Source organism: Microcoleus pseudofavosus SVA1_A4, from assembly GCF_036700565.1.
Classification (GTDB): Bacteria; Cyanobacteriota; Cyanobacteriia; order Cyanobacteriales; family Microcoleaceae; genus Microcoleus.
The window spans coordinates 1-22,174 of the sequence record NZ_JAUBPE010000098.1; the positions used below are offsets into that span (position 1 = coordinate 1).

General features: G+C 45.2%; 23 protein-coding genes. 12 read left to right on the plus strand and 11 right to left on the minus strand.

Annotated elements, in window-relative coordinates; translation table 11 throughout:
- Window positions 1–18: 18 nt before the first annotated feature.
- From QUA02_RS29440 to QUA02_RS29450, 3 genes are all read right to left on the minus strand, one after another.
- Window positions 19–228 (minus strand): hypothetical protein, encoded by a 210-nt coding sequence (locus QUA02_RS29440; RefSeq protein WP_333033084.1) that lies wholly within the window; start codon window positions 226–228, stop codon window positions 19–21.
- Window positions 229–347: 119 nt separating this feature from the next.
- Window positions 348–1,025 (minus strand): ATP-dependent Zn protease, encoded by a 678-nt coding sequence (locus QUA02_RS29445; protein WP_333033085.1) that lies wholly within the window; start codon window positions 1,023–1,025, stop codon window positions 348–350.
- A 40-nt stretch (window positions 1,026–1,065) separates the two neighbouring features.
- Entirely contained in the window at window positions 1,066–1,221 is a 156-nt protein-coding gene (locus tag QUA02_RS29450; RefSeq protein ID WP_333033086.1) for a hypothetical protein, read from the minus strand.
- 30 nt (window positions 1,222–1,251) lie between these two features.
- Between QUA02_RS29450 and rseP the strand changes: the two genes are divergently transcribed.
- The 5 genes from rseP (at window position 1,252) to rpsN (ending at window position 4,475) form a co-directional block, all read left to right on the plus strand.
- The gene (gene rseP, locus QUA02_RS29455) at window positions 1,252–2,349 is read left to right on the plus strand and encodes an RIP metalloprotease RseP (RefSeq protein WP_333033088.1); all 1,098 of its coding nucleotides are present in this window, start codon (window positions 1,252–1,254) and stop codon (window positions 2,347–2,349) included.
- Window positions 2,350–2,599: 250 nt separating this feature from the next.
- A complete protein-coding gene (gene nth, locus QUA02_RS29460; RefSeq protein ID WP_333033089.1) occupies window positions 2,600–3,289 on the plus strand; it encodes an endonuclease III in 690 nt (229 codons plus the stop codon).
- 118 nt (window positions 3,290–3,407) lie between these two features.
- On the plus strand, window positions 3,408–3,659 hold the full coding sequence (locus QUA02_RS29465; RefSeq protein ID WP_333033090.1) for a hypothetical protein: 252 nt from the start codon (window positions 3,408–3,410) through the stop codon (window positions 3,657–3,659).
- Window positions 3,660–3,799: 140 nt separating this feature from the next.
- A complete protein-coding gene (locus QUA02_RS29470) occupies window positions 3,800–4,084 on the plus strand; it encodes a hypothetical protein (RefSeq protein WP_333033091.1) in 285 nt (94 codons plus the stop codon).
- 88 nt (window positions 4,085–4,172) lie between these two features.
- The gene (gene rpsN / locus QUA02_RS29475) at window positions 4,173–4,475 is read left to right on the plus strand and encodes a 30S ribosomal protein S14 (protein WP_242721574.1); all 303 of its coding nucleotides are present in this window, start codon (window positions 4,173–4,175) and stop codon (window positions 4,473–4,475) included.
- 139 nt (window positions 4,476–4,614) lie between these two features.
- Here rpsN and QUA02_RS29480 read toward each other — a convergent pair whose 3' ends face one another.
- Window positions 4,615–4,944 carry a DUF8822 family protein gene (locus QUA02_RS29480; protein ID WP_006633845.1) on the minus strand — a complete coding sequence of 110 codons (330 nt, stop codon included), beginning with the start codon at window positions 4,942–4,944 and terminating at the stop codon, window positions 4,615–4,617.
- Between the two features lie 46 nt (window positions 4,945–4,990).
- Here QUA02_RS29480 and aat point away from each other — a divergent pair, with 46 nt between their 5' ends.
- Window positions 4,991–5,587 (plus strand): leucyl/phenylalanyl-tRNA--protein transferase, encoded by a 597-nt coding sequence (aat, locus tag QUA02_RS29485; RefSeq protein WP_445305218.1) that lies wholly within the window; start codon window positions 4,991–4,993, stop codon window positions 5,585–5,587.
- 72 nt (window positions 5,588–5,659) lie between these two features.
- On the plus strand, window positions 5,660–7,528 hold the full coding sequence (locus tag QUA02_RS29490; protein ID WP_333033092.1) for a HEAT repeat domain-containing protein: 1,869 nt from the start codon (window positions 5,660–5,662) through the stop codon (window positions 7,526–7,528).
- Here the strand turns inward: QUA02_RS29490 and QUA02_RS29495 are convergent.
- The gene (locus QUA02_RS29495) at window positions 7,514–7,897 is read right to left on the minus strand and encodes a hypothetical protein (protein WP_333033093.1); all 384 of its coding nucleotides are present in this window, start codon (window positions 7,895–7,897) and stop codon (window positions 7,514–7,516) included. The two genes, QUA02_RS29490 and QUA02_RS29495, sit on opposite strands and share 15 nt — an antisense overlap.
- A 230-nt stretch (window positions 7,898–8,127) precedes the next feature.
- Between QUA02_RS29495 and QUA02_RS29500 the strand changes: the two genes are divergently transcribed.
- From QUA02_RS29500 to QUA02_RS29510, 3 genes are all read left to right on the plus strand, one after another.
- Window positions 8,128–8,850 (plus strand): Uma2 family endonuclease, encoded by a 723-nt coding sequence (locus QUA02_RS29500; protein ID WP_333033094.1) that lies wholly within the window; start codon window positions 8,128–8,130, stop codon window positions 8,848–8,850.
- A 365-nt stretch (window positions 8,851–9,215) separates the two neighbouring features.
- Window positions 9,216–11,774 carry a leucine--tRNA ligase gene (gene leuS, locus QUA02_RS29505; RefSeq protein ID WP_333033095.1) on the plus strand — a complete coding sequence of 853 codons (2,559 nt, stop codon included), beginning with the start codon at window positions 9,216–9,218 and terminating at the stop codon, window positions 11,772–11,774.
- A 71-nt stretch (window positions 11,775–11,845) separates the two neighbouring features.
- The gene (locus QUA02_RS29510) at window positions 11,846–12,733 is read left to right on the plus strand and encodes an alpha/beta hydrolase (RefSeq protein ID WP_333033096.1); all 888 of its coding nucleotides are present in this window, start codon (window positions 11,846–11,848) and stop codon (window positions 12,731–12,733) included.
- 16 nt (window positions 12,734–12,749) lie between these two features.
- On the opposite strand, the gene QUA02_RS29515 is transcribed toward QUA02_RS29510, so the two are convergent.
- The gene (locus QUA02_RS29515; protein WP_333033097.1) at window positions 12,750–13,550 is read right to left on the minus strand and encodes an SAM hydrolase/SAM-dependent halogenase family protein; all 801 of its coding nucleotides are present in this window, start codon (window positions 13,548–13,550) and stop codon (window positions 12,750–12,752) included.
- Window positions 13,551–13,568: 18 nt separating this feature from the next.
- Here QUA02_RS29515 and QUA02_RS29520 point away from each other — a divergent pair, with 18 nt between their 5' ends.
- Window positions 13,569–14,417, plus strand: a complete 849-nt coding sequence (locus QUA02_RS29520; RefSeq protein ID WP_333033098.1) for a DUF3598 family protein — start codon at window positions 13,569–13,571, stop codon at window positions 14,415–14,417.
- 145 nt (window positions 14,418–14,562) lie between these two features.
- On the opposite strand, the gene QUA02_RS29525 is transcribed toward QUA02_RS29520, so the two are convergent.
- From QUA02_RS29525 to QUA02_RS29535, 3 genes are all read right to left on the minus strand, one after another.
- Window positions 14,563–15,240 (minus strand): GIY-YIG nuclease family protein, encoded by a 678-nt coding sequence (locus QUA02_RS29525; RefSeq protein WP_333033099.1) that lies wholly within the window; start codon window positions 15,238–15,240, stop codon window positions 14,563–14,565.
- 141 nt (window positions 15,241–15,381) lie between these two features.
- Complete coding sequence (locus tag QUA02_RS29530) at window positions 15,382–16,245, minus strand: aldo/keto reductase (RefSeq protein WP_333033100.1); 864 nt, start codon at window positions 16,243–16,245, stop codon at window positions 15,382–15,384.
- 202 nt (window positions 16,246–16,447) lie between these two features.
- Window positions 16,448–17,242 (minus strand): ABC transporter permease, encoded by a 795-nt coding sequence (locus QUA02_RS29535; RefSeq protein WP_445305219.1) that lies wholly within the window; start codon window positions 17,240–17,242, stop codon window positions 16,448–16,450.
- A gap of 435 nt (window positions 17,243–17,677) precedes the next feature.
- On the opposite strand from QUA02_RS29535, the gene QUA02_RS29540 reads away from it, so the two are divergent.
- A complete protein-coding gene (locus tag QUA02_RS29540; protein WP_333033101.1) occupies window positions 17,678–18,751 on the plus strand; it encodes a radical SAM protein in 1,074 nt (357 codons plus the stop codon).
- Between the two features lie 218 nt (window positions 18,752–18,969).
- Here the strand turns inward: QUA02_RS29540 and QUA02_RS29545 are convergent, their stop codons facing one another.
- Together QUA02_RS29545 and QUA02_RS29550 are read right to left on the minus strand one after the other, a co-directional pair.
- Complete coding sequence (locus QUA02_RS29545) at window positions 18,970–20,460, minus strand: hypothetical protein (RefSeq protein ID WP_333033102.1); 1,491 nt, start codon at window positions 20,458–20,460, stop codon at window positions 18,970–18,972.
- A gap of 90 nt (window positions 20,461–20,550) precedes the next feature.
- Window positions 20,551–22,086 carry a CHAT domain-containing protein gene (locus QUA02_RS29550; protein ID WP_333033103.1) on the minus strand — a complete coding sequence of 512 codons (1,536 nt, stop codon included), beginning with the start codon at window positions 22,084–22,086 and terminating at the stop codon, window positions 20,551–20,553.
- Window positions 22,087–22,174 lie beyond the last annotated feature (88 nt).

A 22,174-nucleotide genomic window follows, 5' to 3' on the forward strand; every position in this document is an offset into this window, starting at 1 on the left:
CTGCTTTCTATTATGCCATCAGCTTAGCCAGACAATTGTCTGAGTATTTATACTGACTGCAAAAGTGGGATGCTCCCAAGGCGGCTCTTGTTCTCCATAAACAATTAGAGTATATAGATTTGGTATTTCGGTGTCGGAGTCGATGCGGAAACCGAACAGCCACAGCAATTTTTCTGTATTTTGGTTCGCTGTTTGCAGTGTTGTTGCAAAATTTTTTGGTTCTGACATGAATTTTAAATCTCTATAAAATTTACGCTCTTAAAGCCGGTTTATAAGTAAAATCTGGGTTTTAGTAACAAATATACAAAGCAACCGGGTTTATCAGGCAAGAGTGCGTAATCTTTCTCCTACAAATTTTGCTGGATAATGTCGCAGCATTCGGCTACGGTTGCTCTTTTTTCCATTGCTGCTACTAGGGCTTCGTAAGCTGATTTGTGGCTTTCAATCAGGTTTTTTGCTCGCAGCAAACCCCAGTTTTGTTTGAGTTGAATTTCGGAACTGGGACGGCGCAGTTGTGTTAAAATTGCGCTGATTTTTGTACGGTCTTCTGCTCCTCCTTGTGCGCTGCCGTAAACAAATTTTTCGGCGACTATTCCGGCCATCCACACGGTGCAGTATTGGTCTAAAAGTTGGGCGGAAAGAGTGCCGCTTTGGAGTTGAGATCCTAATTGTTCGTCTTCAAATCGGACGCCGCCTTGGGCTGTTTGGCCTTGTTTAAATGCTTCCCAAGCGTTGAGGGCGTAGCTGGTTACGGGAATTCCCAAGAGGTGGGCAACGAGGAAGTGTCCGGCTTCGTGGTGAAGGATACGATCGCGCTTTTGTTTGGAAGTTCCCCCCAGCCAATCTAATAAAATGGTACCGCCTTGACCTTGCCACTGGAAACTGTCGAGAGTAGCTAGCCCCAACAGGCAAAAAGTGGCGATCGCAGGTACGGATTCTGGCAAGTTGAATAGGGGCCCCAACAATATTGAAACGGTGATGGCAAAGATAGAAATAGCGATAATATTCAAAGAAGTGTCTTTCATAATGGGGAATTAGTAATAGGGAATTGGTAATGAGGAATTGCTAATGAGGTAAACTCAGGTACGATCGCGCGATCGGTTTGGCAGCATCGGTTCGATCGCAGCGCCCGGGACTTCCGACAAAAACACCACCTTCCAGTTTGACTGAAAATTGCCGCTCCGAAGCCGCCGATATTAAAAAGATATTAAAATAAATCAAAGTCCAGTAAAAGTGTTAGTGGAATCCTTCATGTCAGTTTTGGCAGCGATCGCAGTTTTAGGTATCTTGATTGTCGTTCACGAACTCGGCCACTTCCTGGCGGCGAGACTTCAACACATCCACGTCAACCGTTTCTCTATCGGTTTCGGGCCCATCCTCTGGAAGTACCAAGGCCCGGAAACTGAATATGCCCTCCGCGCCTTTCCCCTGGGAGGTTTCGTGGGTTTCCCGGACGACGATCCAGACAGTACAATTCCCCCAAATGACCCGAATTTGTTGCGAAATCGCCCCGTGCTCGATCGGGCGATCGTCATTAGTGCTGGGGTAATTGCCAACTTAATTTTTGCTTACTTCCTGCTGGTGGTGCAATTGGGCACTGTCGGCGCGGCATCCATGAACTACCTACCGGGAGTTAAAGTCCCGGAAGTCGCCGCAGAAGTCAGTTCGGCCGCGAAACAAGCCGGAATTCGATCGGGCGACGTTGTTCTGTCTGTTGACGGCAAGGAATTGGGCGCTTCCCGCGAAGCAATCAAATTATTGGTCGCAGCAATCCAAGATCATCCCAACCAACCCCTAGCGTTGGAAATTCAGCGTGCAGAACAAAAATTTCTGGTGACAGTCACTCCCGAAAAGTCCCCCGACGGTAAAGGTCGCATTGGCGTGCAGCTAACTTCTAACGGCACAGTCGTGCGGCAGCGGGCAGGAATTTTAGAGGCGTTTAGCAAGGCCGCGACAGAATTTGAGCGGATTGTGGTGCTGACGGTTCAAGGTTTCGGGCAGTTACTTAGCAATTTCAGCCAGACTGCCGACAAGTTGTCCGGGCCTGTGGCGATTGTGGCTATTGGTGCAGGGATTGCGCGATCGGATGCTGCGAGTTTGTTTCAGTATGCGGTGTTAATTAGCATCAATTTGGCTGTGATTAATATCTTGCCTTTACCTGCTTTGGACGGCGGTCAGCTAGCTTTTCTGTTGATAGAAGGACTGCGGGGCAAGCCTCTGCCGAACCGGATTCAGGAAAATGTTATGCAGACTGGTTTGGTGCTGTTGTTGGGTTTGGGAGTTTTCTTGATTATTCGCGATACAGCTAATTTGGCTGGGTTTGATTTGCGAAGTTTAATGCAACAGTAAATGATATCAATTCCGGTTGCACCGAAATGATTGTTGACGGTTGACTGTATTAGGTAGTGCGAGCGTCCTCGCTCGCTAACAAAATCGCGAGCGTCCTCGCTCGCTAACAAAATCGCGAGCGTCCTCGCTAACAAAATCGCGAGCGGGGACGCTCGCACTGACATTATCCAAATATACTATTCCGATGCAACCGGAAACGATTTAAAAAATAACTCATAACAAATAACTCATAACAAATAACTCATAACAAATGACTAAAAAGTTAAGTTTGAAACAACGATCGCTAGAAATTCTGATTCGCCTCAAACGCCTCTATCCAGAAGCTCCTTGTACTCTCAACTACGAAACTCCCGTGCAGTTGCTGGTGGCGACGATTCTCTCGGCTCAGTGTACGGACGATCGAGTAAATCTGGTAACGCCGGCTTTGTTTGAGCGTTTTCCAGATGCGGTTGCTTTGGGAAATGCTGATTTAGAAGAATTGGAACGTCTCGTGCGATCGACTGGTTTCTACCGCAATAAGTCTAAAAATATTAAAGGTGCTTGTCAGGCGATCGTCAATAAATTCAACAATCAAGTGCCGCAGCGGATGGAACTGCTGCTAGAATTGCCCGGAGTTGCCCGCAAAACAGCTAATGTCGTTCTCGGTCACGCTTTTGGTATTAATATGGGCGTGACCGTAGACACTCACGTCAAACGTTTGACTCAGCGGTTGGGATTGACCGAACATACCGATCCTTTGAGAATCGAGCGGGATTTGATGGTATTGTTGCCGCAGCCGGATTGGGAAAATTGGTCGATTCGGTTGGTTTATCACGGCAGGGCAGTTTGTAATGCCAGAAATCCGGTTTGCAATATTTGCGAACTTGCAGATTTGTGTCCTTCTGCTAATATTTCGGAGGGTGCGTCAGTGCCGAGGCTAGCAACTAGCATTAAAATATAGAATCTGACGCACCTTACAATTGCTAGAGTGAAGAGTTTATAAATGAACTCGATCGGTCGATCGTTTTTTGAGTTTGCTATAATTATTATCAACAGCTTAATGCTAAGGAAGTAAGTATATGAGTATTGCGATTTCCCTCAGTCCAGAAATAGAGGCACTACTTCGTGAAAAAGCGAATCGGGAAGGACAAGATATTAGCCTTGTTGCTGCCCAATTGCTAACTCGAATATTACAATGGGAAGCCCGAGACTCTGAAGAAGCTATTGAGGGTATTCAGGAGGGGTTAAATGATTTTGAGTTAGGACGGTTCCGTTCTTTTGATGAATTTGCTAAATCACAGCGCACCAAGTACAGTTTTCCAACAAACTGATGACATATCTCATGGAAATTTCTAGCGTTGCAGAAGCACAAGCGGATAGTGCATTCCTGCTATTATCTCAGATGACATCACCAGAGAAGGCAAGGGAGTAGTATGAGGGATTGTTGAAGGCGATCGAGTCTTGATCGGCGATGCCAAAACGCTGTCCTATCGCCAGGGAAAATCAATACTTCAGTAAAGAAATTAGGCAGTTACTTTACGGTAAAGGGCGCAACTCATACCGCATTATTTTCACTATTGCCGAAAGTGAAGATGTGTCCGCAGTTCGCATCCTCCACATTCGACACGCACCCGCAACAAACTCTTGGCGAGAACCAGGAGTAGTTCCTAGGGTGCGTCAGCTCGAATTAGAGCAACTGTCGATCGAACAATATTACCTGATGCACCCTACAAATGAGATAAGTTGTTGTGTGTAAATAAAAATATTTCCAACTAAAGTTATCCAAAATGACAAAAATATAGTAAAATAGTAGATTGTGATTTATCTAAGGATATCAACAGATTATGGCTAAAAAGAGCATGGTCGAGCGCGAGAAAAAGCGCCAGAGACTCGTAGACAAGTACGCCGACAAGCGGGAAGACCTGAAAGACCAGTTTGACCAAGCTAACAATCAGATGGACAAAATGGCGATTCACCGCCAACTGCAACAGCTACCCCGCAGCAGTTCGCGGACTCGCTTGCGGAACCGCTGCTGGGCAACAGGACGGCCCAGAGGTTATTATCGTGACTTCGGACTGTCTCGCAACGTGATGCGAGAAATGGCTCACGAAGGTCTTTTGCCCGGTGTTGTGAAGTCTAGCTGGTAGCACGAAGGAAGAAGGAAGAAGGGAGAAGGAAGAAGGAAGAAGGAAGAAAGAAGAAAAAAACTCACGATTAATCGGCAGGATTATGTTTGGGGTTGATTTTTGTTTCAGACTTATGAGTTAAATTTTCCTCCTTCTTGCTTCACTGGCCGCAGCATTTATCGATGCCGAGACTTTCGAGTAACAAGTCGCTGACGGCATTGGCGATCGCAAATTCGCCGTAGAAGCTTTTAGAAAAATCATAAGCCTGCATTTCGGTGACGATCGCAATTACGAGGCTGCCCAAGTCGTTTTCCCCTTCCATGCGCTGGCGGACATAGATTTGGGCAGCCCTTTTAGCTATTTGCTGGTTGGCTGCTTCTGGGATAAACTCGGAGTCTAGCCATGCCAGCAGCGTTTGTTGGAGCCATTGGCCTTCTTGTTCGGGGTTTTTGGCGGGCGGTAAGGTAATAGGTTCGATGGTTTCAGACATGATTATTCCTAATTGCTAATGTTGACTTTGAAAAGTTAACTGACAAATGACAACTGATAAATATATGCAATATGATATACCGACAATTATACAAGGATATGCGCAAGGCTACTTCTTGATGGCAAATGACGGCGAGGAAAGTTTGGGGTGGTATTCGAGCCGGCAGCGGGCGCTGATTCCCCTGGATGAAAGATTTACCTATCCGAAATCCCTGCGCCGCCAAATCAATCAAAATCGATTTTCGGTGGCTGTGAACCGCGATTTTGGGGCGGTGGTTGAGGGTTGTGCCGATCGCGAAACGACTTGGATTTCTAGGGAACTCAAACAGATTTACTGGGGTTTGTATGAGGCCGGTTGGGCTTACAGCTTCGAGACTTGGTGCGGCGACGAATTGGCGGGCGGTATTCTCGGATTGTCTATAGGTGGCGCGTTTATTGGGGAGTCGATGTTTTACCGAATTCCCGAGGGTTCTAAGGTGGCGATGGTGAAGTTGGTGGAGAGATTGCGCGATCGATCTTATCTGATGTTCGATGCTCAAATGAACAATCCGCACTTGGAAAGATTCGGCGCTTATACTGTTAAGGAGAAACTGTACAACACTCTTTTGCAAGCAGCTTTGAAGCGCCGCTGCTCGCTATTTTGACAGCTTTGAGCTAATCAGGACTCAAGTCAGCGACTGCAAACGACTTTTATTATGGATGATAATTAACCGGATATGATATTATCTCTTTGTGCTTGGGAGTTTTTGCGACAATTTGAGAAACAAAAAACGATTGAATTAGATGGTTTGATTCAAATTTTTCGGGAACACTGGCGAGATGAGTCTTGGCATGAAGTGTTACGTTTAATGGCGGGAAGGCTTGATGCTAAATTTACAGGTAACATTCTGGAATACTTGATTGATGAAAATGGGCAAGCAGAAAACTTTAGTAATCTGTTTTTGGCAACGGAGTGTGTTTCAGAAGTCAAGAATAGAAATGATATTGCTGCTATTGCTAGTAAGTTGCGCGATCGAGTCAAAGAGTTAACTAAATACGAAAATAGCAGTGCTTCTACACCTCAAGAATATGACAACCTAGTTTATGAAATTCGCAGACAAGCAGTAGCAGCAGTTGCAGCAACTTGGAAAGATGACCCCGAAACCTCACCTTGGCTCAAACAAGTCGCTCAATCTGATGATGATGGGACTGTGCGACGTGCAGCATTTCAAGAATTAGCACGGGGGTGGAAAGATGACCTAGAAACCTTACCCATTCTCAAACAACTGGCTCAATCCGAAGATAATTGGGCTGTGCGACGTGCAGCATTTCAAGAATTAGCACGGGGGTGGAAAGATGACCCGGAAACCTTACCTTGGCTCAAACAACTGGCTCAATCAGAGGATAATGGGAATGTGCGCTCTTCAGCAGTTCAAGAAATAGCACGGGGGTGGAAAGATGACCCAGAAACCTTACCCATTCTCAAACAACTGGCTCAATCAGACGATGATGGAGAGGTGCGACGTGCAGCAGTACAAGAATTAGCACAGGGGTGGAAAGATGACCCAGAAACCTTACCCATTCTCAAACAACTGGCTCAATCAGACGATGATGGAGAGGTGCGATATGCAGCAGTACAAGAATTAGCACGGGGGTGGAAAGATGACCCAGAAACCTTACCCATTCTCAAACAAAGCGCTCAATCAGACGATGATCCGGATGTGCGCTCTTCAGCAGTACAAGAATTAGCACGGGGCTGGAAAGATGGCCCAGAAACCTTACCCATTCTCAAACAACTGGCTCAATCAGACGATGATGGAGAGGTGCGATATGCAGCAGTACAAGAATTAGCATGGGGGTGGAAAGATGACCCAGAAACCTTACCCATTCTCAAACAACTGGCTCAATCAGACCATAGTTGGATTGTGCGACAAGCAGCAGTACAAGAATTAGCACGGGGGTGGAAAGATGACTCAGAAACTTTACCTTGGCTCAAACAACGCGCTCAATCAGACCATAGTGGGATTTTGCGACGTGCAGCAGTAGAAGAATTAGCACGGGGGTGGAAAGATGACCCGGAAACCTTACCTTGGCTCAAACAACGCGCTCAATCAGACGATGATTGGGATGTGCGACAAGCAGCAGTACGAGAATTAGCACGGGGGTGGAAAGATGACCCAGAAACCTTACCCATTCTCAAACAACGCGCTCAATCAGACGATGATCCAGATGTGCGATATGCAGCAGTACAAGAATTAGCACGGGGGTGGAAAGATGACCCAGAAACCTTACCTTGGCTCAAAAGATGGGCTCAATCAGACGATAATTGGGCTGTGCGACGTGCAGCAGTACAAGAATTAGCACGGGGGTGGAAAAATGAGTCTGGGATATTTGAATTATTGTGCGATGTTGCTATCCATGACCCCTTCGATCGCGAGGATGAGTGGCAAGGTAACCCGCGACAAGCAGCTCTTGCAGCTATGATTGAGCTATATCCCGATCGCCCTCAAACTTTAGAACTTGTGCGCGATCGCGCTCAGAACGATTCTGACGAAACACTCCGCGAATTTGCCCAGCAAAAATTGGCAGAATTAGAGCGCCAATGAGCGATCGCCCTTATCGCCGATCGCCTTTTCTGCATTAACATCAACCTCATCAACCTGTAAACTTTCATTCCGCCGCCAAAACTCATCCAGCAACTGAAAAAAATACTCAAATCCCTCCCTTTCGTCTACTGAATAAAGCATGATAATTTTCGCCCAAGAATTCACCGACTGTACATTAAAGCGTTTCTGCAACCAAGGCTGAAACTCCCCGTAAAACTCATTTTCCTGTTCACTTGGCTCAATCCCAAATTCTCGCCTAGCTGTTTTATAGCCAGCCAAAAACACAAACAAATCGCTAAGTGAAGATTTACCAATGTACATCCCCGGTCTAGCTTTTATATTTTCTAGAACATTAAATAATCCACTCATTTTTACCTCTGATTTTAACCAACAGTTCTATTTTACAAATTTTCTATTTCTTCTACAACAAATTGGTCGCTCGGAGAGTGAAAATTCTTAATCCACTCTTCCCTTAAAATTCCATTTGTTGAGAGATTATCAAACACTAGACCTCGGACGCGCTATATACAAGACTATAGCATAAAATTGCTATCATAAATAGTATAATTAAGCTGAGATACTTCTCGGAGACAACCACTATGCAAGTCACAACCGAAGAAATCATTTATCCTTCCAGCGACGGTCAACCGATGGCAGAAAGCACCATTCAATACGAATTAATTGTCAAAATTAAAGAAGGTTGCGAATCGCTGTTTAAGAATGACCCTAACGTTTTTGTAGCCGCCGATTTACTCTGGTATCCCGTTGAGGGGAAACCAGAGATTTCTCAAGCACCTGATACGATCGTGGTATTTGGGAGGCCAAAGGGCGATCGGCTTTCCTACATACAATATCGAGAGGATAATATCACTCCTCAAGTCGCCTTTGAAATTCGTTCCCACAACGACAGCCAAACCAAAATGAATAAGAAACTTTCATTTTACCAGCGTCATGGAGTTGAGGAGTATTACCTTTACGATCCAGAAAGAAATGAGTTGCAAGGTTGGCAAAGAATTGAGGGAGATTTAGAAGTAATTGAGCCGATGGAGGGATGGATAAGTCCGAGATTGGGTGTGCGGTTTGAGTTGGGAGAAGAAGGGTTAGAAATTTATCGACCTGATGGCGAAAAGTTTCTTTCCTATGCGGAAGTAGAAGAACAGGGGTTATTAGATCGCCAGCGCCTACAACAAGAATCTCAAAGGGCCGAACAAGAATCTCAAAGGGCCGAACGAGAATCTCAAAGGGCCGAACAAGAATCTCAAAGGGCTGAACGTTTAGCCGCCAAACTGCGCGAATTGAACATCGATCCAGATAGCATTTAAGCCCGAATAAATGCTAAGAAACCCGATTTATTTTATAAATCGGGTTTCTGGGAATTGCGGTTATTTATTCTTTTAGGATTTACGCATCAAGACCAAAGAAACCGGGTTTTTTACGGTTTTGCCGACTGTAACGAAATATTCTCACAAAAAACCCGGTTTCTGACCACCCGTGCGTAAGTCTGATTTTTTTAACGGCGAATGGGAGGTTTTGCCGATCGCCCCCAGCTCAAATTACATATACTACAATATATAATACAGATATTCGAGCCAAAATCCTTGGTACTCAGAAAAATCCTAATCGAGGCCCCTTGAATGTGCCAAAATGTTCAAGCAAACATTAGTAAATCCTACACGGAGCAATTGTTGTGGATTCCAGATATAACCCCCAATCCATAGAAGAAAAATGGCAGCAGACATGGGCTGAGCAAAACTTAGACCAGATGCCAGAAGATACCCAAAAGCCTAAATTTTATGCCTTATCCATGTTCCCCTACCCGTCGGGAAACCTGCACATGGGCCACGTCCGCAACTACACAATCATCGATGTAATTGCCAGACTCAAGCGAATGCAAGGCTATCGGGTATTGAATCCGATGGGATGGGATGCTTTTGGTTTGCCCGCAGAAAATGCCGCCATCGAGCGCGGAATTCCGCCGGTAAAATGGACGTATGAAAATATTGCCCAAATGAAAGGCTTATTTCGCCGCCTGGGTATTTCTTTCGACTGGACAAAAGAAGTTACAACTTGTTCTCCCGATTATTATCGGTGGACTCAATGGATTTTCTTGCAATTTTTAGAAGCAGGATTAGCTTATCAAAAAGAAGCAGCAGTTAATTGGGACCCGATCGACCAAACAGTCTTAGCAAACGAACAAGTAGATAACGAAGGTCGTTCTTGGCGTTCCGGTGCAAAAGTCGAGCGCAAATTATTGCGGCAGTGGTTCCTCAAAATTACCGATTATGCCGAACAGTTATTAAACGACTTAGACAAATTGCCAGATTGGCCAGAAAGAGTCAAATTAATGCAAGCCAACTGGATCGGCAAATCAGTCGGCGCTTACTTGGAATTTCCGATTGTCGGGATGGATGAAAAAATCGCCGTTTTCACCACACGTCCCGATACAGTTTACGGCGTCAGTTACCTTGTTTTAGCGCCGGAACATCCACTAACTCAGCGCGTGACAACCGAAGACAGAAAAGCCGCCGTAGAAACCTTCATCAAAGAAGTTGCACTGCAAAGCGAGATCGATCGCACAGCCGAAGACAAACCAAAGCGCGGCATCCCCACAGGCGGCAAAGCAATCAATCCTTTCAGCGGCGAAGAAATTCCCATTTGGATTGCCGATTATGTGCTGTACGAATACGGCACCGGCGCAGTCATGGGAGTACCCGCCCACGACACGCGAGATTTCAAATTTGCCAATCAATATCAACTGCAAATTAAAGTAGTCATTGTGGATGATGATGAGCTGCCCTTGACCGAAGCTTACACAGAACCAGGAATTATGATTAATTCTGAAAGCTTCAACGGTATGGATTCAATTCAAGGCAAAGCAGCAATTATTAGATATGCCGAAAATTCAGGTTGTGGCAAAGCGCGAGTGCAATATCGCTTGAGAGATTGGTTGATTTCCAGACAGCGTTATTGGGGCGCTCCGATTCCCGTAATTCACTGTCCCACCTGCGGCACAGTACCCGTACCCGCATCGGATTTGCCCGTATTGTTGCCGGAAAATGTGGAATTTACAGGCAAAGGTTCGCCGTTAGCAAAGATGGAAGATTGGGTAAATGTTCCTTGTCCAAGTTGCGGGACTCCGGCGAAGCGAGAAACAGATACGATGGATACTTTTATCGATTCTTCGTGGTATTTCTTGCGCTATCCCGATGCTCAAAATCAAGAGCAAGTCTTCGACAGTGCGAAAACTAATGATTGGATGCCAGTAGACCAATATGTCGGCGGCATCGAACACGCAATCCTGCATTTACTGTATTCTCGGTTCTTTACGAAGGTTTTGCGCGATCGGGGTTTGATCGATTGTGACGAACCATTTAAACGCCTCTTAACTCAAGGCATGGTGCAAGCAATGGCCTATAAAAATCCTGTTACTGGCAAATACGTTCCCCCAGCAGATATAGACCCCGCAAATCCCAAAGATCCTCAAACTGGCGAAGCTTTGGAAGTCTTCTACGAGAAGATGTCCAAATCAAAATACAATGGCGTTGACCCCTTGGAAGTTATGGGCAAATATGGGGTAGATACGGCGCGGATGTTTATTTTATTCAAAGCGCCACCAGAGAAAGATTTGGAGTGGGACGACGCCGATGTGGAAGGGCAATTTCGCTTTTTAAATCGCGTTTGGCGCGTGGTTACAGAGTTTGCTGGACGAGTCCCTGCCTCCCCCGGTCAAGGGGGAGAGAAAGAGGTATTAAGTAAACCTGAGAAGGATTTGCGACGGGCGATTCACACTGCAATTAAGGCAGTGAGCGAAGATTTGGAGGGCGATTATCAGTTCAATACTGCTGTTTCTGAAATGATGAAACTCAGCAATGCTTTGAATGATGCTAAGTGTAAAGATTCGCCAATTTATGCAGAAGGAATTAACACTTTGATTCGCTTGTTAGCGCCTTTTGCCCCGCATATTGCTGATGAATTGTGGCACAATACTGGTAACAGTGGATCGGTGCATACGCAAACTTGGCCGAGTGTCGATCAGTCTGCATTAGTTACCGATGAAATTACGCTGGTGATTCAAGTTATGGGCAAAACTCGCGGCACAATTCAAGTGCCTTCGGGTGCTGATAAAGCTGCTTTGGAAAAGTTTGCTCGCGAGTCGGAATTGGCCAAGCGTCACATTGAAGGTAAGGAGATTAAAAAGATAATTGTGGTGCCTGGAAAGTTGGTGAATTTCGTGGTAGCTGGATAAAGACGAGAAACCCGGTTTATCCAAAAAACCGGGTTTCTGAGACTTGCAGTTAAAAAGTAGCGAGCAAAACAATGAGCCAGCTAAAAATTAGAAAACGGCGCTTTTTGAGATGGCTATCGTCTTTAGTAAAATTTTGGGCGATCGCCTACATTGCTTCCTGTATACTCTTGTTTATTCTGCAAACTCGTTTGATCTTTCAGCCAACACCTGTAATCGCCAAAACACCGGATGCTTTTAACATCGCTTACCAAGAAGTTTGGTTGCCAGTTAAGGCTCGATCGCGCAAAATTGAAAAACTTCACGGTTGGTGGCTGCCCGCGGCAAATCAACAATCATTAGGCACTCTATTGTACCTGCACGGCAGGGGTTTTAACATCGGTGCGAATATCAATCAATCTTACCGCTTTCGGCAATTGGGTTTTTCGGTTTGGCTGATTGATTATCGGGGTTACGGCCGCAGTCAAGGCAGTTTTCCCAGCGAAGATCGGGTATATGAAGATGCGGAAACAGCTTATAATTATTTAGTGAAACAGCGGCAATTGTCGCCAAGCGAAATCTTTTTGTACGGTCATTCAATGGGAGGTGCTGTTGCTGTGGAATTAGCGATCGCACATCCAGAAGCTGCGGGATTAATTGTTCAAAGTTCGTTCACTTCAATGCTTGATATGGTAGAACGCTACAGTATGATGCGGCTGTTTCCGCTGCGGCTGCTGCTGACGCAAAAATTTGATTCTTTGGCTAAGGTTCCATCGCTGCGAATTCCGGTTTTGTTCGCCCACGGAACTGCTGACCCTTTGATTCCCGCTGCGATGAGTAAACAGTTGTATGCTGCTTCTCCTGAACCTAAGAAAATTTTACTTGTTCCTAATGCTAAGCACAATAATGGAGATGCTTTTTTTAACAGTAGCGAATACCGCCAAATTCTTGTAGATTTTGCAGAAAAATATAGAATGAGATAAGTGCCGATTACGCTCTCTATCTGTAAATTACTTGTACTTTATCTCCAAATTCCAATTTTAATACAGATTGAGCGCTGCCGCCATGAACGGCAATTTCTACCCAACCGTCAGAACCAGTTATGGCAATTAAATCGCCCGGTTCGCTGTCGCTGTAGGTTTTACCGCTGGGTATCCGAATTGCATCCGAACTATTGCTAATTTTTACTGACCAATTGTTTCCTATAATGCAATTATTGGGGATATTAGTAATTAGATTGCCGAAGCGATCGACATATTGAATGCAGCCTTCTATACCTGTGGCTGTAACGGCACAATTTGGTATCTCTAACTCGACTAAACTTGCAGGGTCGAGATCCTCCCCCAACTCTTCCAAAGCCACGCCGTTCGCCAAGTGAGCACCCGCTGCTGCAAAAATATCGCGACCGTGAAAAGTGCTGCTGGGTTGAGGTGTGCGCCAATATTGAGAATTCGTGAGTTCGACAGATGCGATCGCACTTTCCCGACTCAACACCCCGCTAAACAACCCGTTATCCGGCCCGACAAGAAAGCAATTAGCACATTTAATCGCAACCCCGCGTCTCTTGCTTCCCACCCCCGGATCGACGACCGCAATATGTACGGTTTCCGGCGGAAAATAAGCAAAAGCAGTCATCAAACAAAACCTCGCCGCCGCAATATTTTGAGAGGGTATTTGGTGCGTAATGTCAATGACTTTTAACTGCGGGTTAATTTGGGCGATCGCACCTTTCATCACTCCCACATAAACATCGCTTAATCCAAAATCTGTAAGCAGAGTTATAATTCTATTTTTAGACATATATGCAAAGGTAAAAATATGGTATCACAATGGGAAAACTTTCTGCAAAACTTGGGAGAATGGCACGGTTCATTCACTAAGCTATCGCCGCGAGGAGAGGTACTTCAAGATACTCCTAGCATTATTTCTCTCGAAGGTCTAAATGACAACAAAACTGTGAGATTGAAACTCCGTCGCTTTTCCCCAAATCCCAGCGGTGTCGGCGAACCGGAAGTGAGCGAACTTGTTCGAGAATATCAGGGTTTGGGACGAGATATCTTGTTTTTTGAGAATGGAGCTTTTTGTCAGGGAACTATTCAACTAGCGCCTTATTCTGAGTGCGGTGCCGAGTTTGGTTTTATCTACAATCATCGCCGGTTGCGCTTCGTTCAGCTCTACAATATCGACGGCAATTTATCAAACCTTACCTTAATTCGGGAAAAGCAGCTTGATAAAAATGTCCCCGAACGTCCGCCTTTAAATGTTGAAGATTTGCTGGGAGAATGGCAGGGGGAGGCCGTGACAATTTATCCAGATTCGCGTTCTCCTGATACCTATTCTACCAATTTACAATTGCATTTGGATGGAGCCGATCGCCTAGTGCACAAAATCACTTTTGGCAGTAATGCTAGTGTTATCACTTCTAGCGCCCGCATTGACGGTTCAGTTCTGCACTTTAACGAAGGTGCTTTGTCCGTGCAAGTTTTGCTGCTTCCTGACGGCGGTTCTTGTACTTTACCTGTCAAGATTGAATCCAGAAAACCTATATTTTTCGAGGCTGGTTGGTTGGTAGAACCTGACTTGCGGTTTCGGATGATTCGCAGTTACAACGATCGGGGTGAATGGGTAAGTTTGACTTTAGTTACTGAACGAAAAATTAGTCATTAATCCCGATCAGTTGTTGATGGTTAAGCTTGACTCTTTTGGGCGGGCAAGATGCCCGTTCCACAATAAATTTGATGTATTGTGGAACGGGCATCTTGCCCGTTCTAAAAATAGTACAACATCTCAGCACTACAAACATTTTTCAGATTTAGGAACCGGACTTTGTTTCCTGGGTTTGCGATTGAATCACGGCACTCCAATCATCATTGTTAACAGCCGCTTCCAAATCATTAGCGCGTTCGCCGTCACTTTTGACCGCTGTTTCTAACTCTTTGGTAAGAGTAGAATCTGCCATTGCTTTGCGCAATTTCAGCTTCTTTTCCTCATAAGCTTTTTGTTCCTCAGCAGACATTGCAGCGCGCGCTGCTTGACCTACCGTAGCTGCCCACATTTCGCTTTCATCACCGTTTCCAGGCGGAATGCTGCCGATTTCTGCTATCCAAGCATCCCGCAAACTTTCCATTTCTTCGCGCTTCGGGAATTTGAAAGTTTGCACGCGCAGGAAAGCACAATTTTCTGCGCCATTTTGGGCGATGTGACCGTTGATTGAAAGCAGGATATTTCGCGAATAACCTATATACTGAGTGTTGCGGGAAGTGTCCATTACAGCGTAAACGCCGGCGACTTTTGCGTTAGTTGCCAAATCGCGCCACGTATCGATCGCCATTATTTGCGTTCCGTCATTTTCTAATGCAGGAATTGCAGCGACTGCGCCGTGTTCCTCATCGGAACTATATAAAAAATTGTGCAGTCCTTCATGGGCGACTGGTACGTTTTGATGTTCGATCGCTAAATCTCGATCGGCATTCACTTGATTAGCTTCCATTAAATTCAATTCCTCAAAAAATGTCAACTTTACTCATTAAATCCCACTTTTAAGGGCGGGCAAGATTCCCACCCCACAATAAAGTTCTCTTTGTGGAACAGGCATCTTGCCTGTTCTATTGTTTTTTTTTCCCTTATCTACTTAACTTACGGCAATTTGTTGCAATTCTTCATCACTCAATTTTACCTCTATCGCCTGCAAAGAGTCTTCAATACTCGATACTTTTGTCGCACCGGGAATCGGAACGATGCAGGGCGATTGGGCTATCAACCAAGCTAATACTATACAGTAAACGGAAACGTTTTTGTCTTCCGCTAATTTGGCGATCGCGGGCATATCTTGCAAGCTGGTGGCGCGGCGGCTTCCCCCGAGAGGACTCCAGGGGAAAAATGTCAGTTTTTCGGTTTCGCAATATTCCAGCACGCCGTCAGATTCCGGCTGTCTGTGCCACGGATTATATTGATTCTGAACTGAGACAATTTCTACTGTATCGCGGGCGCGTTTGATTTGCTCTACAGAAAAGTTGGAAACTCCAATAAATCGAATCATTCCAGCTTCTACTGCTTCTTTTGCGGGTGCTAAGGCTGCTTCGATGGTATAAGCGGGATCGGGCGAGTGATATTGCCAAAGGTCGATCGGTTCCTTGCCGCCCAATGCTTCAAAACTTTCGCGAATTGTCTTGCGTAAATGGTGGGGATTGCCGTTGCGAGTCCATGCCCCTTGAGGCCGCATTAAGCCGCCTTTAGTGGCGACGGTGACAGCTCTAATATCTCCAGTATACTCTTGTAAAGCTTTGGCAATCAGTTGCTCGTTGTGGTGTTTGTCGGATTGATCTTGGCAGTAGGAATCTGCGGTATCAATTAGGGTGACACCCAAATCGAGGGCGCGGTGAATTACCGCAATTGATTGCGATTCTGGCGGTCTGCCGCTTAAGGACATTGGCATACATCCAAGACCGATCGCGCTGATAGTAAAATTAGTGTTTCCCAGTTTTTTTCTTTTCATTCATTTGCCCTCGTTTGCGTGGTTTATTGAGAGTTTAGATTTCCCGGATATGTTTAAATTTTACATTTTTTTAAGTATATAAGTAAATTGCAAAAAAAAATGTATAAAGTTGTATGGGTGGATAAGGCGTCGATATTTACTAGCAGGTAGTTTATTGATGCACTCACGCGCCCTCCCGGGTAGCCGATTTATTTTCACTTAACTAGCTGGAAGCGCTGGTGTAAAAGCGGAGTGCAAATTGCCAGAAGTAGCGGGAGATAAATAAAAGCCCGATCGCCAATATTCCCGCCCCTGCGATCCAAACAATTTCACCTCTACCCAGCATGGCTTCTGCAGGTACAGTTGTCAAGAAGGCAACGGGAACTACGAAGGTGAAGAAAAATCGATAAGCTGCGGGATAAGCTGCCATTGGAAATCTACCCGCTTCTAACAATCCTCTGAGCACTTCGGTAACGTTATAAATCTTGACAAACCAAATGCTCGTTGCACCTAACATAAACCATATACTATAAAGAGTAATAGTTCCGAATAACAGCGGTATTGCTGTTAAAAAATAGTTGCCGATTTCTACTCCCAACTTATTAGCAGCATACAGCAGCAATGCCGCACCGAAGATTAAATCTGGGATTCCCCAAGGGGAGACTGTGTTTGCAGACAGCCAGAATTGGGAACTGATGGGTTTGAGGAGTACGAAATCGAGAGTACCTTGCTGCACTCGATCGACAATACGGCTGAGGTTGGGCGCGAGAAACGTTGACGAAAACCCCTGCAAAATCGTAAAAATACCGAGTACAACTAAAGCCTCTTCCCATTTCCACCCAGAAAACGTGTAACCGGTGCGGTAGAACAGAAACAGCCCGAACCAACTGCCAGCAAGGTTTCCGATGCTGCTGAGGGCTGCCAATAGAAAGTTGATTCGGTATTCTAGTTCTGCGGAAATCGCCGCACCCCAGAACAATTTCAGTACGTGCAAATATCGTCCCATATTTATAGCCATTTTTCACCGTTGAAATACTTAGATTTCATCATATTGTAAAGCTTGTATGAAGTTAACTGCTTTATTGGCTTCCCATCTGACTATAACTTTAACTTATTGATACAGCGTATTTAAGTAGTTGTACGGAGTTTTTTGATTAAGTATTGTAAGTGGATATTAAGTGATGTTACAAATTAGCGATTAATAATACTGAATAAAATAAATCTTAGCAAACTTTTAACCTAATTTCAGATTGTAATACAACAAAAATGTATTTTAAATATTTGAAATACTAATATGTTACAAAAGTTAACTTTATAAAAATTTGAAAAACATCTAGCCGCGCCCAAAAGTAACGCTTAGTATGGTGCATACCTACTTACAAGCAATGCGTAATCAGTCCGAAATTGGGTTCGATGAATTTACTTAGTCAACAATACCTAAGAGAAAGAACACATGGATGCTTTAACATTGTCCAGACTGGGAGTCAAGCACACCAAGAGTGCAGTAGCCGAATCGCTGCGGATCAATACAGGATACGACATTACCAGCCCAGTCACTTTTTACGGAATCGTCAACGAACGCTGCAACGTTAAATGCCGTCAGTGCGAGTATTGGCGGCTCAAAGAATATAAAGACGAAATGACGATCGAAGAATGGCAAAATGCCCTCTTAAGCGTCAAAGAATTTGTGGGCGAATTTTCAATCAACTTTAGCGGCGGCGAACCTTATATTAAAAAAGGTTTTCTAGACTTGCTGGCCTTTGCCAACAAGAACGGCATCCACGCCGGCGTCACCACAAACGGCTATTGCATGACCAGGGAAAACGCAGCCAAAACAGTCGCTGCTCGTCCTTTTAATGTGAATGTATCAGTTGACGGGCCCAATGCTGAACTGCACGATTATTTGCGCGGTCAACCGGGATTGTTTGACAGACTTTCTAAAGGAATTGGATATCTGCGCGAGGAACAGGAAAAACAGAACGTCCTGTTTCCGATCAACGTCAAACCCACTATCAACCGGCTCAACTTCCGCCACCTTGAGGAGATTGTAACCTGGGCGAAAGGAATTGGAGCCACGACGGTAAACTTCCAACCTGTCAACCGCTGGACGCCAGAAACCTATTCGGAATTGTGGATTGAAGAAGAAGACAGGGAAGAATTTTCACAGGTAATTGAGCGCTTAATTGAGATGAAGAAAAACGGCGCGCCAATTATGAACAGCGACGAAGTGCTGCGTTTGATGGTGCCTCACTTCCAGGAAGAAAAAGCTCCCGATTCAACTCGTCCTTGTCGCGTTGGACTGCGCAATTACTGGATAGATACGCGCGGCGATGTGAAATTGTGCGATGAGTTTCCGGTGATTGGTAATGTGAAAAACGCCAGCGCCCGCGAGATTTGGTACGGCGAAAAAGCGCAGGAAGTCCGCCGCGATACTTTGAATTGTGGCAAGCTTTGTCTGATTACTTGTGTCTCGCAAAAGACAATTTTGGACAAGGTAAAAATGGGTATGAAACTGTTGAAGAATTGAGGTTTGAGTAGTGTTAATATTGCTTGTGTTTATGTTAACCGGGTTTTTTGTAAGAAACCCGGTTTTTTGTTTGATGAATTGTATTCCCGTTCGGTTTTGCTAAAGGACACGGCAATGCCGTTTCCCTAGGAATACAATGTTTTGTATCAGTCGTAGGGTGCGTGACGGTGAAAAATCATTGCACCGCAGCCCTTTACTCTTGACTGTCACGCACCGCTTTACCTGGGCAATATTTTTCTTACCAGCGGCATGATTCTGGGGGATATTTTTCTCGCCAGCGGCAGGATACCCAGTATCAGCAAGCCGAATCCTACGCCGAAAAGCAAACTCCAGATAATTGTCGCGGTGAAGGGATGAAGCGGTAGAGAAAAATCGGGCCGCCATTTAATCGGTGTATCTTTGATTAGGGGATAGCTGGCTGAAAAGATTTGGCCGCCGCCGATCGCAGTTCCGACAAAAAAGATGATATTCTCAAGTTGGCGATCGCGCTTTTTCTCCCTGTCTTCCTGTTCGCTGTCCAATTCCACCTGTTCGATTTCCACCATCCCGCGCACAGTGGATATCGACTGCTGGAACAAATTTTGACTAGCAATCAGGTAGTTTAAATCTATTTCAATTTGCCCCTGATACTTATCCTCAGCTAAATCTAGAAACCTCTGCCAAAAATCCAGATTGTCGCCTGGGATGCACAAACCTCTAATTTTTGTCAACTCCTTACCATAACTTTCAGCATTAGTATCAATGGTATTTCTGTCTTCTTGCAAATATCGCATCTGCTGAGCAAAAGCCAACATTTTAGTGCGAACTTCAGCCAGCAACTCCTTTAACTTCTGCAACTTATCTTGTCGATTTTGTTCGCTTTCTATTATTGCACTGAATTCGGGAAACTTCTTTTCTAACTCGCCCACTATTTGCTGTGCTTTGCGATACTTTTGCCGAGCTTCGCCATACACAAATACAATTTTAGAGCGATAGCACAGCAGATTCATCAAGTAAAAACTAAACGTCGAGGTTGCGAATTCCCTAGTTTGGGGATTGTCTTGCAACCATACTAAAATGTGACACCGCTGACACGCATCATCTTCTCCGCTCTCATACTCAAAAATCGGACTACCGAATAACTTTCCTTCGGCGCAAAAGTCTACTGATGCTGGCTGTTTATCCTGTACAAAAGCTTTAACAGATTCGTCAGCTAATTTCCGGTAAGTATTATAAACTGCTGGTGCGGCGTATAATAATAATGTCTGTCCCAGAGACGGTTGAATTGCATTTGGCAACAAGCAACCTTGGGGATTTAATCGAGTTAACTCCGCTACTTTTATGGTGACATTTTGATAGTAAAATGTCAAGTCTGCGGTGTAAGTATCCTGAAGTCGCAGAGCATTGATATAACCATCAAGTTTCTGGTGATCGGGCTGAGTAATTGGCTGGAACTTCAGAGTTTTTCCATCGGGAATCAGCAATTTTACCTGAGTCAGATTTTCCCCTTCGCCGTCGGGATAATACACGCCGTTTTTGTAGCAAATTAGCTTGTCTCTGAGAGAGTTTAGTTCGTTGATGTTAAATTCTTGACCGACATTATCTGCTAGATTTTCCCACAAAATTTGGGCATTTTTTGCTACTTGCTTATAGCCTTCGTCCCTATCATCCCGCAGGTGGAAAGGATAGAGGCTAATGCTGGGATTTTTAATTTGCCATTCTTGGCTCATAATCAATTTGGTGAGATGTTTTCGAGTATTTATATCAGATATTTGGGGCGGGCAAGATGCCCAGGCCACAAGATTTTTATGGTTTCTATCCTAGGAAGGTGTTTGTGGATTATTTGTTGGCGGTGCAGGCGGCGCAGACGACGGAGGCAAACCCAGTCGAATCTGACTTTCCTTCACCGTTTTGGCCCACTCCCTGAGGATTTCATCCGGTGGATCGCTATCACCGCCGCCCGCACCCATTTGATAAATTTCGTTCTCTAAATTCTCTTCTATTTGAGGTCTAGTTTCGCACCAATCCTTGATTGTTTGAGCGATAATATTGATATTATCAGTCGAACCATAATCAATCGCTAATAATTCTTTGACAAATTGCGGCTCGGATATTTTCAATAACTTAGTGAAAGCCGCCACAATTTCTTCGGGTGTGGCATCATCGGGAAGTGACATTACTAATCTCCTTAAATCACTCTTTTCAGTTGACAGCGGTAAAGTTTCGGTTTCGCCAATTAAGGTAAATGCCGCCCAAGCTATGGGACTCGGAAATCGAGCTTTTGTGGTTAGCATAGCACACCGCAAGGCGGCTGCTCGATTGTCGCCCCGTGCTAAATTTTGGTAGAATTCAGTCATTAGTAATTTGGCTGAAATCGCTCCCATATTCCACAGGGAAACGATGATGCTGGGGATTCCGGCGAGGATGAAGCAGCGCGACAATCCGATGACTCCATCTCCGGTGATTTTACCGCCTCCGGTGCTGCACGCGCTTAAAACTACGAGTTCGGAATCGAGTTTTAATTGCAGAATTTCTGCAGCGTTAAGCGCGCCGTCGTCGGTGTCTGCTGATGGCGCTAAAATAATCGCGCCGGGAATGCCCGAACCTTGGAAATCGTCGAGGAGTCCGTGGGCAGATAAATGCACGATGCGCGTGTTTAGCATTCTGTCTAAAATGGCGAGTTTTGTGGCATTTTCTCCGCTAATTGCTTCGGTTCCTAAAGTTGCGGCTATGGCTTCGGCTGCTTCTTTTGCCCTGGGGATTTGGCGGAGTCTGTAGGGGTTTTTGTTGAATTTTGGGGCGATGGTTGGATCGCCGACAATTAGGGCGGCTTGTCTCAATCCTCGCACTCGGTTTTGATGTTCGCGGGTGATTTCTAATACTTGGATGGATGGGCTGGTGAGGATGGTATGATTTTCGATTAGGTAGCGGTTGTTGCTATCTTGCAAGGTGGCGAAAGGAACTAAAAATAAGTCGTAGTGGGGTACGAAGATGATGGGGGAATTGGCATCGGTGGGTAGCAAGTCGATGATGGGTTCGATCAGGATTTGATGGAGGAGTTGCAATAGGGGAAAGCGGCCTGTTTCGTCTCGTTTGTACTGGGATTCTAGCTGAATTTTGTTGCCTTCGTCGTCGGTTTCTACGGTGCCGATGGAGACGCGGGCTTTGAGGATGATTTGTTTGAGGGTTTGGTTTTGTTGGTTTAGGGGTGGGAGGTTGGCGGCGCGATGGGTGATGTTGCCGTTTGGTTGGATTACCCAGATGTAAATTTTTGGATTGACAATCGAATATTCAACTATTGTGGAGTTTCTGTCGCGGGCGATTTGTTGGATTTTGGGAATTGATAACCCCCCCAACCCCCCCTTGCTAAGCAGGGTGGATTAATTGTCGAGAGGCGAAATCAAGGCTATGAAGGCTATTGACCAACTTTATGCGAGGCATTTA

What these genes read in the sequence shown, in the direction of transcription:
- QUA02_RS29440 (WP_333033084.1), bottom strand. Translation starts at nt 228, where the DNA reads ATGTCAGAACCAAAAAATTTTGCAACAACACTGCAAACAGCGAACCAA.
- QUA02_RS29445 (WP_333033085.1), bottom strand. Translation starts at nt 1,025, where the DNA reads ATGAAAGACACTTCTTTGAATATTATCGCTATTTCTATCTTTGCCATC.
- rseP (WP_333033088.1), top strand. Translation starts at nt 1,252, where the DNA reads ATGTCAGTTTTGGCAGCGATCGCAGTTTTAGGTATCTTGATTGTCGTT.
- nth (WP_333033089.1), top strand. Translation starts at nt 2,600, where the DNA reads ATGACTAAAAAGTTAAGTTTGAAACAACGATCGCTAGAAATTCTGATT.
- QUA02_RS29465 (WP_333033090.1), top strand. Translation starts at nt 3,408, where the DNA reads ATGAGTATTGCGATTTCCCTCAGTCCAGAAATAGAGGCACTACTTCGT.
- QUA02_RS29470 (WP_333033091.1), top strand. Translation starts at nt 3,800, where the DNA reads ATGCCAAAACGCTGTCCTATCGCCAGGGAAAATCAATACTTCAGTAAA.
- rpsN (WP_242721574.1), top strand. Translation starts at nt 4,173, where the DNA reads ATGGCTAAAAAGAGCATGGTCGAGCGCGAGAAAAAGCGCCAGAGACTC.
- QUA02_RS29480 (WP_006633845.1), bottom strand. Translation starts at nt 4,944, where the DNA reads ATGTCTGAAACCATCGAACCTATTACCTTACCGCCCGCCAAAAACCCC.
- aat (WP_445305218.1), top strand. Translation starts at nt 4,991, where the DNA reads ATGACAACTGATAAATATATGCAATATGATATACCGACAATTATACAA.
- QUA02_RS29490 (WP_333033092.1), top strand. Translation starts at nt 5,660, where the DNA reads ATGATATTATCTCTTTGTGCTTGGGAGTTTTTGCGACAATTTGAGAAA.
- QUA02_RS29495 (WP_333033093.1), bottom strand. Translation starts at nt 7,897, where the DNA reads ATGAGTGGATTATTTAATGTTCTAGAAAATATAAAAGCTAGACCGGGG.
- QUA02_RS29500 (WP_333033094.1), top strand. Translation starts at nt 8,128, where the DNA reads ATGCAAGTCACAACCGAAGAAATCATTTATCCTTCCAGCGACGGTCAA.
- QUA02_RS29510 (WP_333033096.1), top strand. Translation starts at nt 11,846, where the DNA reads ATGAGCCAGCTAAAAATTAGAAAACGGCGCTTTTTGAGATGGCTATCG.
- QUA02_RS29515 (WP_333033097.1), bottom strand. Translation starts at nt 13,550, where the DNA reads ATGTCTAAAAATAGAATTATAACTCTGCTTACAGATTTTGGATTAAGC.
- QUA02_RS29520 (WP_333033098.1), top strand. Translation starts at nt 13,569, where the DNA reads ATGGTATCACAATGGGAAAACTTTCTGCAAAACTTGGGAGAATGGCAC.
- QUA02_RS29525 (WP_333033099.1), bottom strand. Translation starts at nt 15,240, where the DNA reads ATGGAAGCTAATCAAGTGAATGCCGATCGAGATTTAGCGATCGAACAT.
- QUA02_RS29530 (WP_333033100.1), bottom strand. Translation starts at nt 16,245, where the DNA reads ATGAAAAGAAAAAAACTGGGAAACACTAATTTTACTATCAGCGCGATC.
- QUA02_RS29535 (WP_445305219.1), bottom strand. Translation starts at nt 17,242, where the DNA reads ATGGCTATAAATATGGGACGATATTTGCACGTACTGAAATTGTTCTGG.
- QUA02_RS29540 (WP_333033101.1), top strand. Translation starts at nt 17,678, where the DNA reads ATGGATGCTTTAACATTGTCCAGACTGGGAGTCAAGCACACCAAGAGT.
- QUA02_RS29545 (WP_333033102.1), bottom strand. Translation starts at nt 20,460, where the DNA reads ATGAGCCAAGAATGGCAAATTAAAAATCCCAGCATTAGCCTCTATCCT.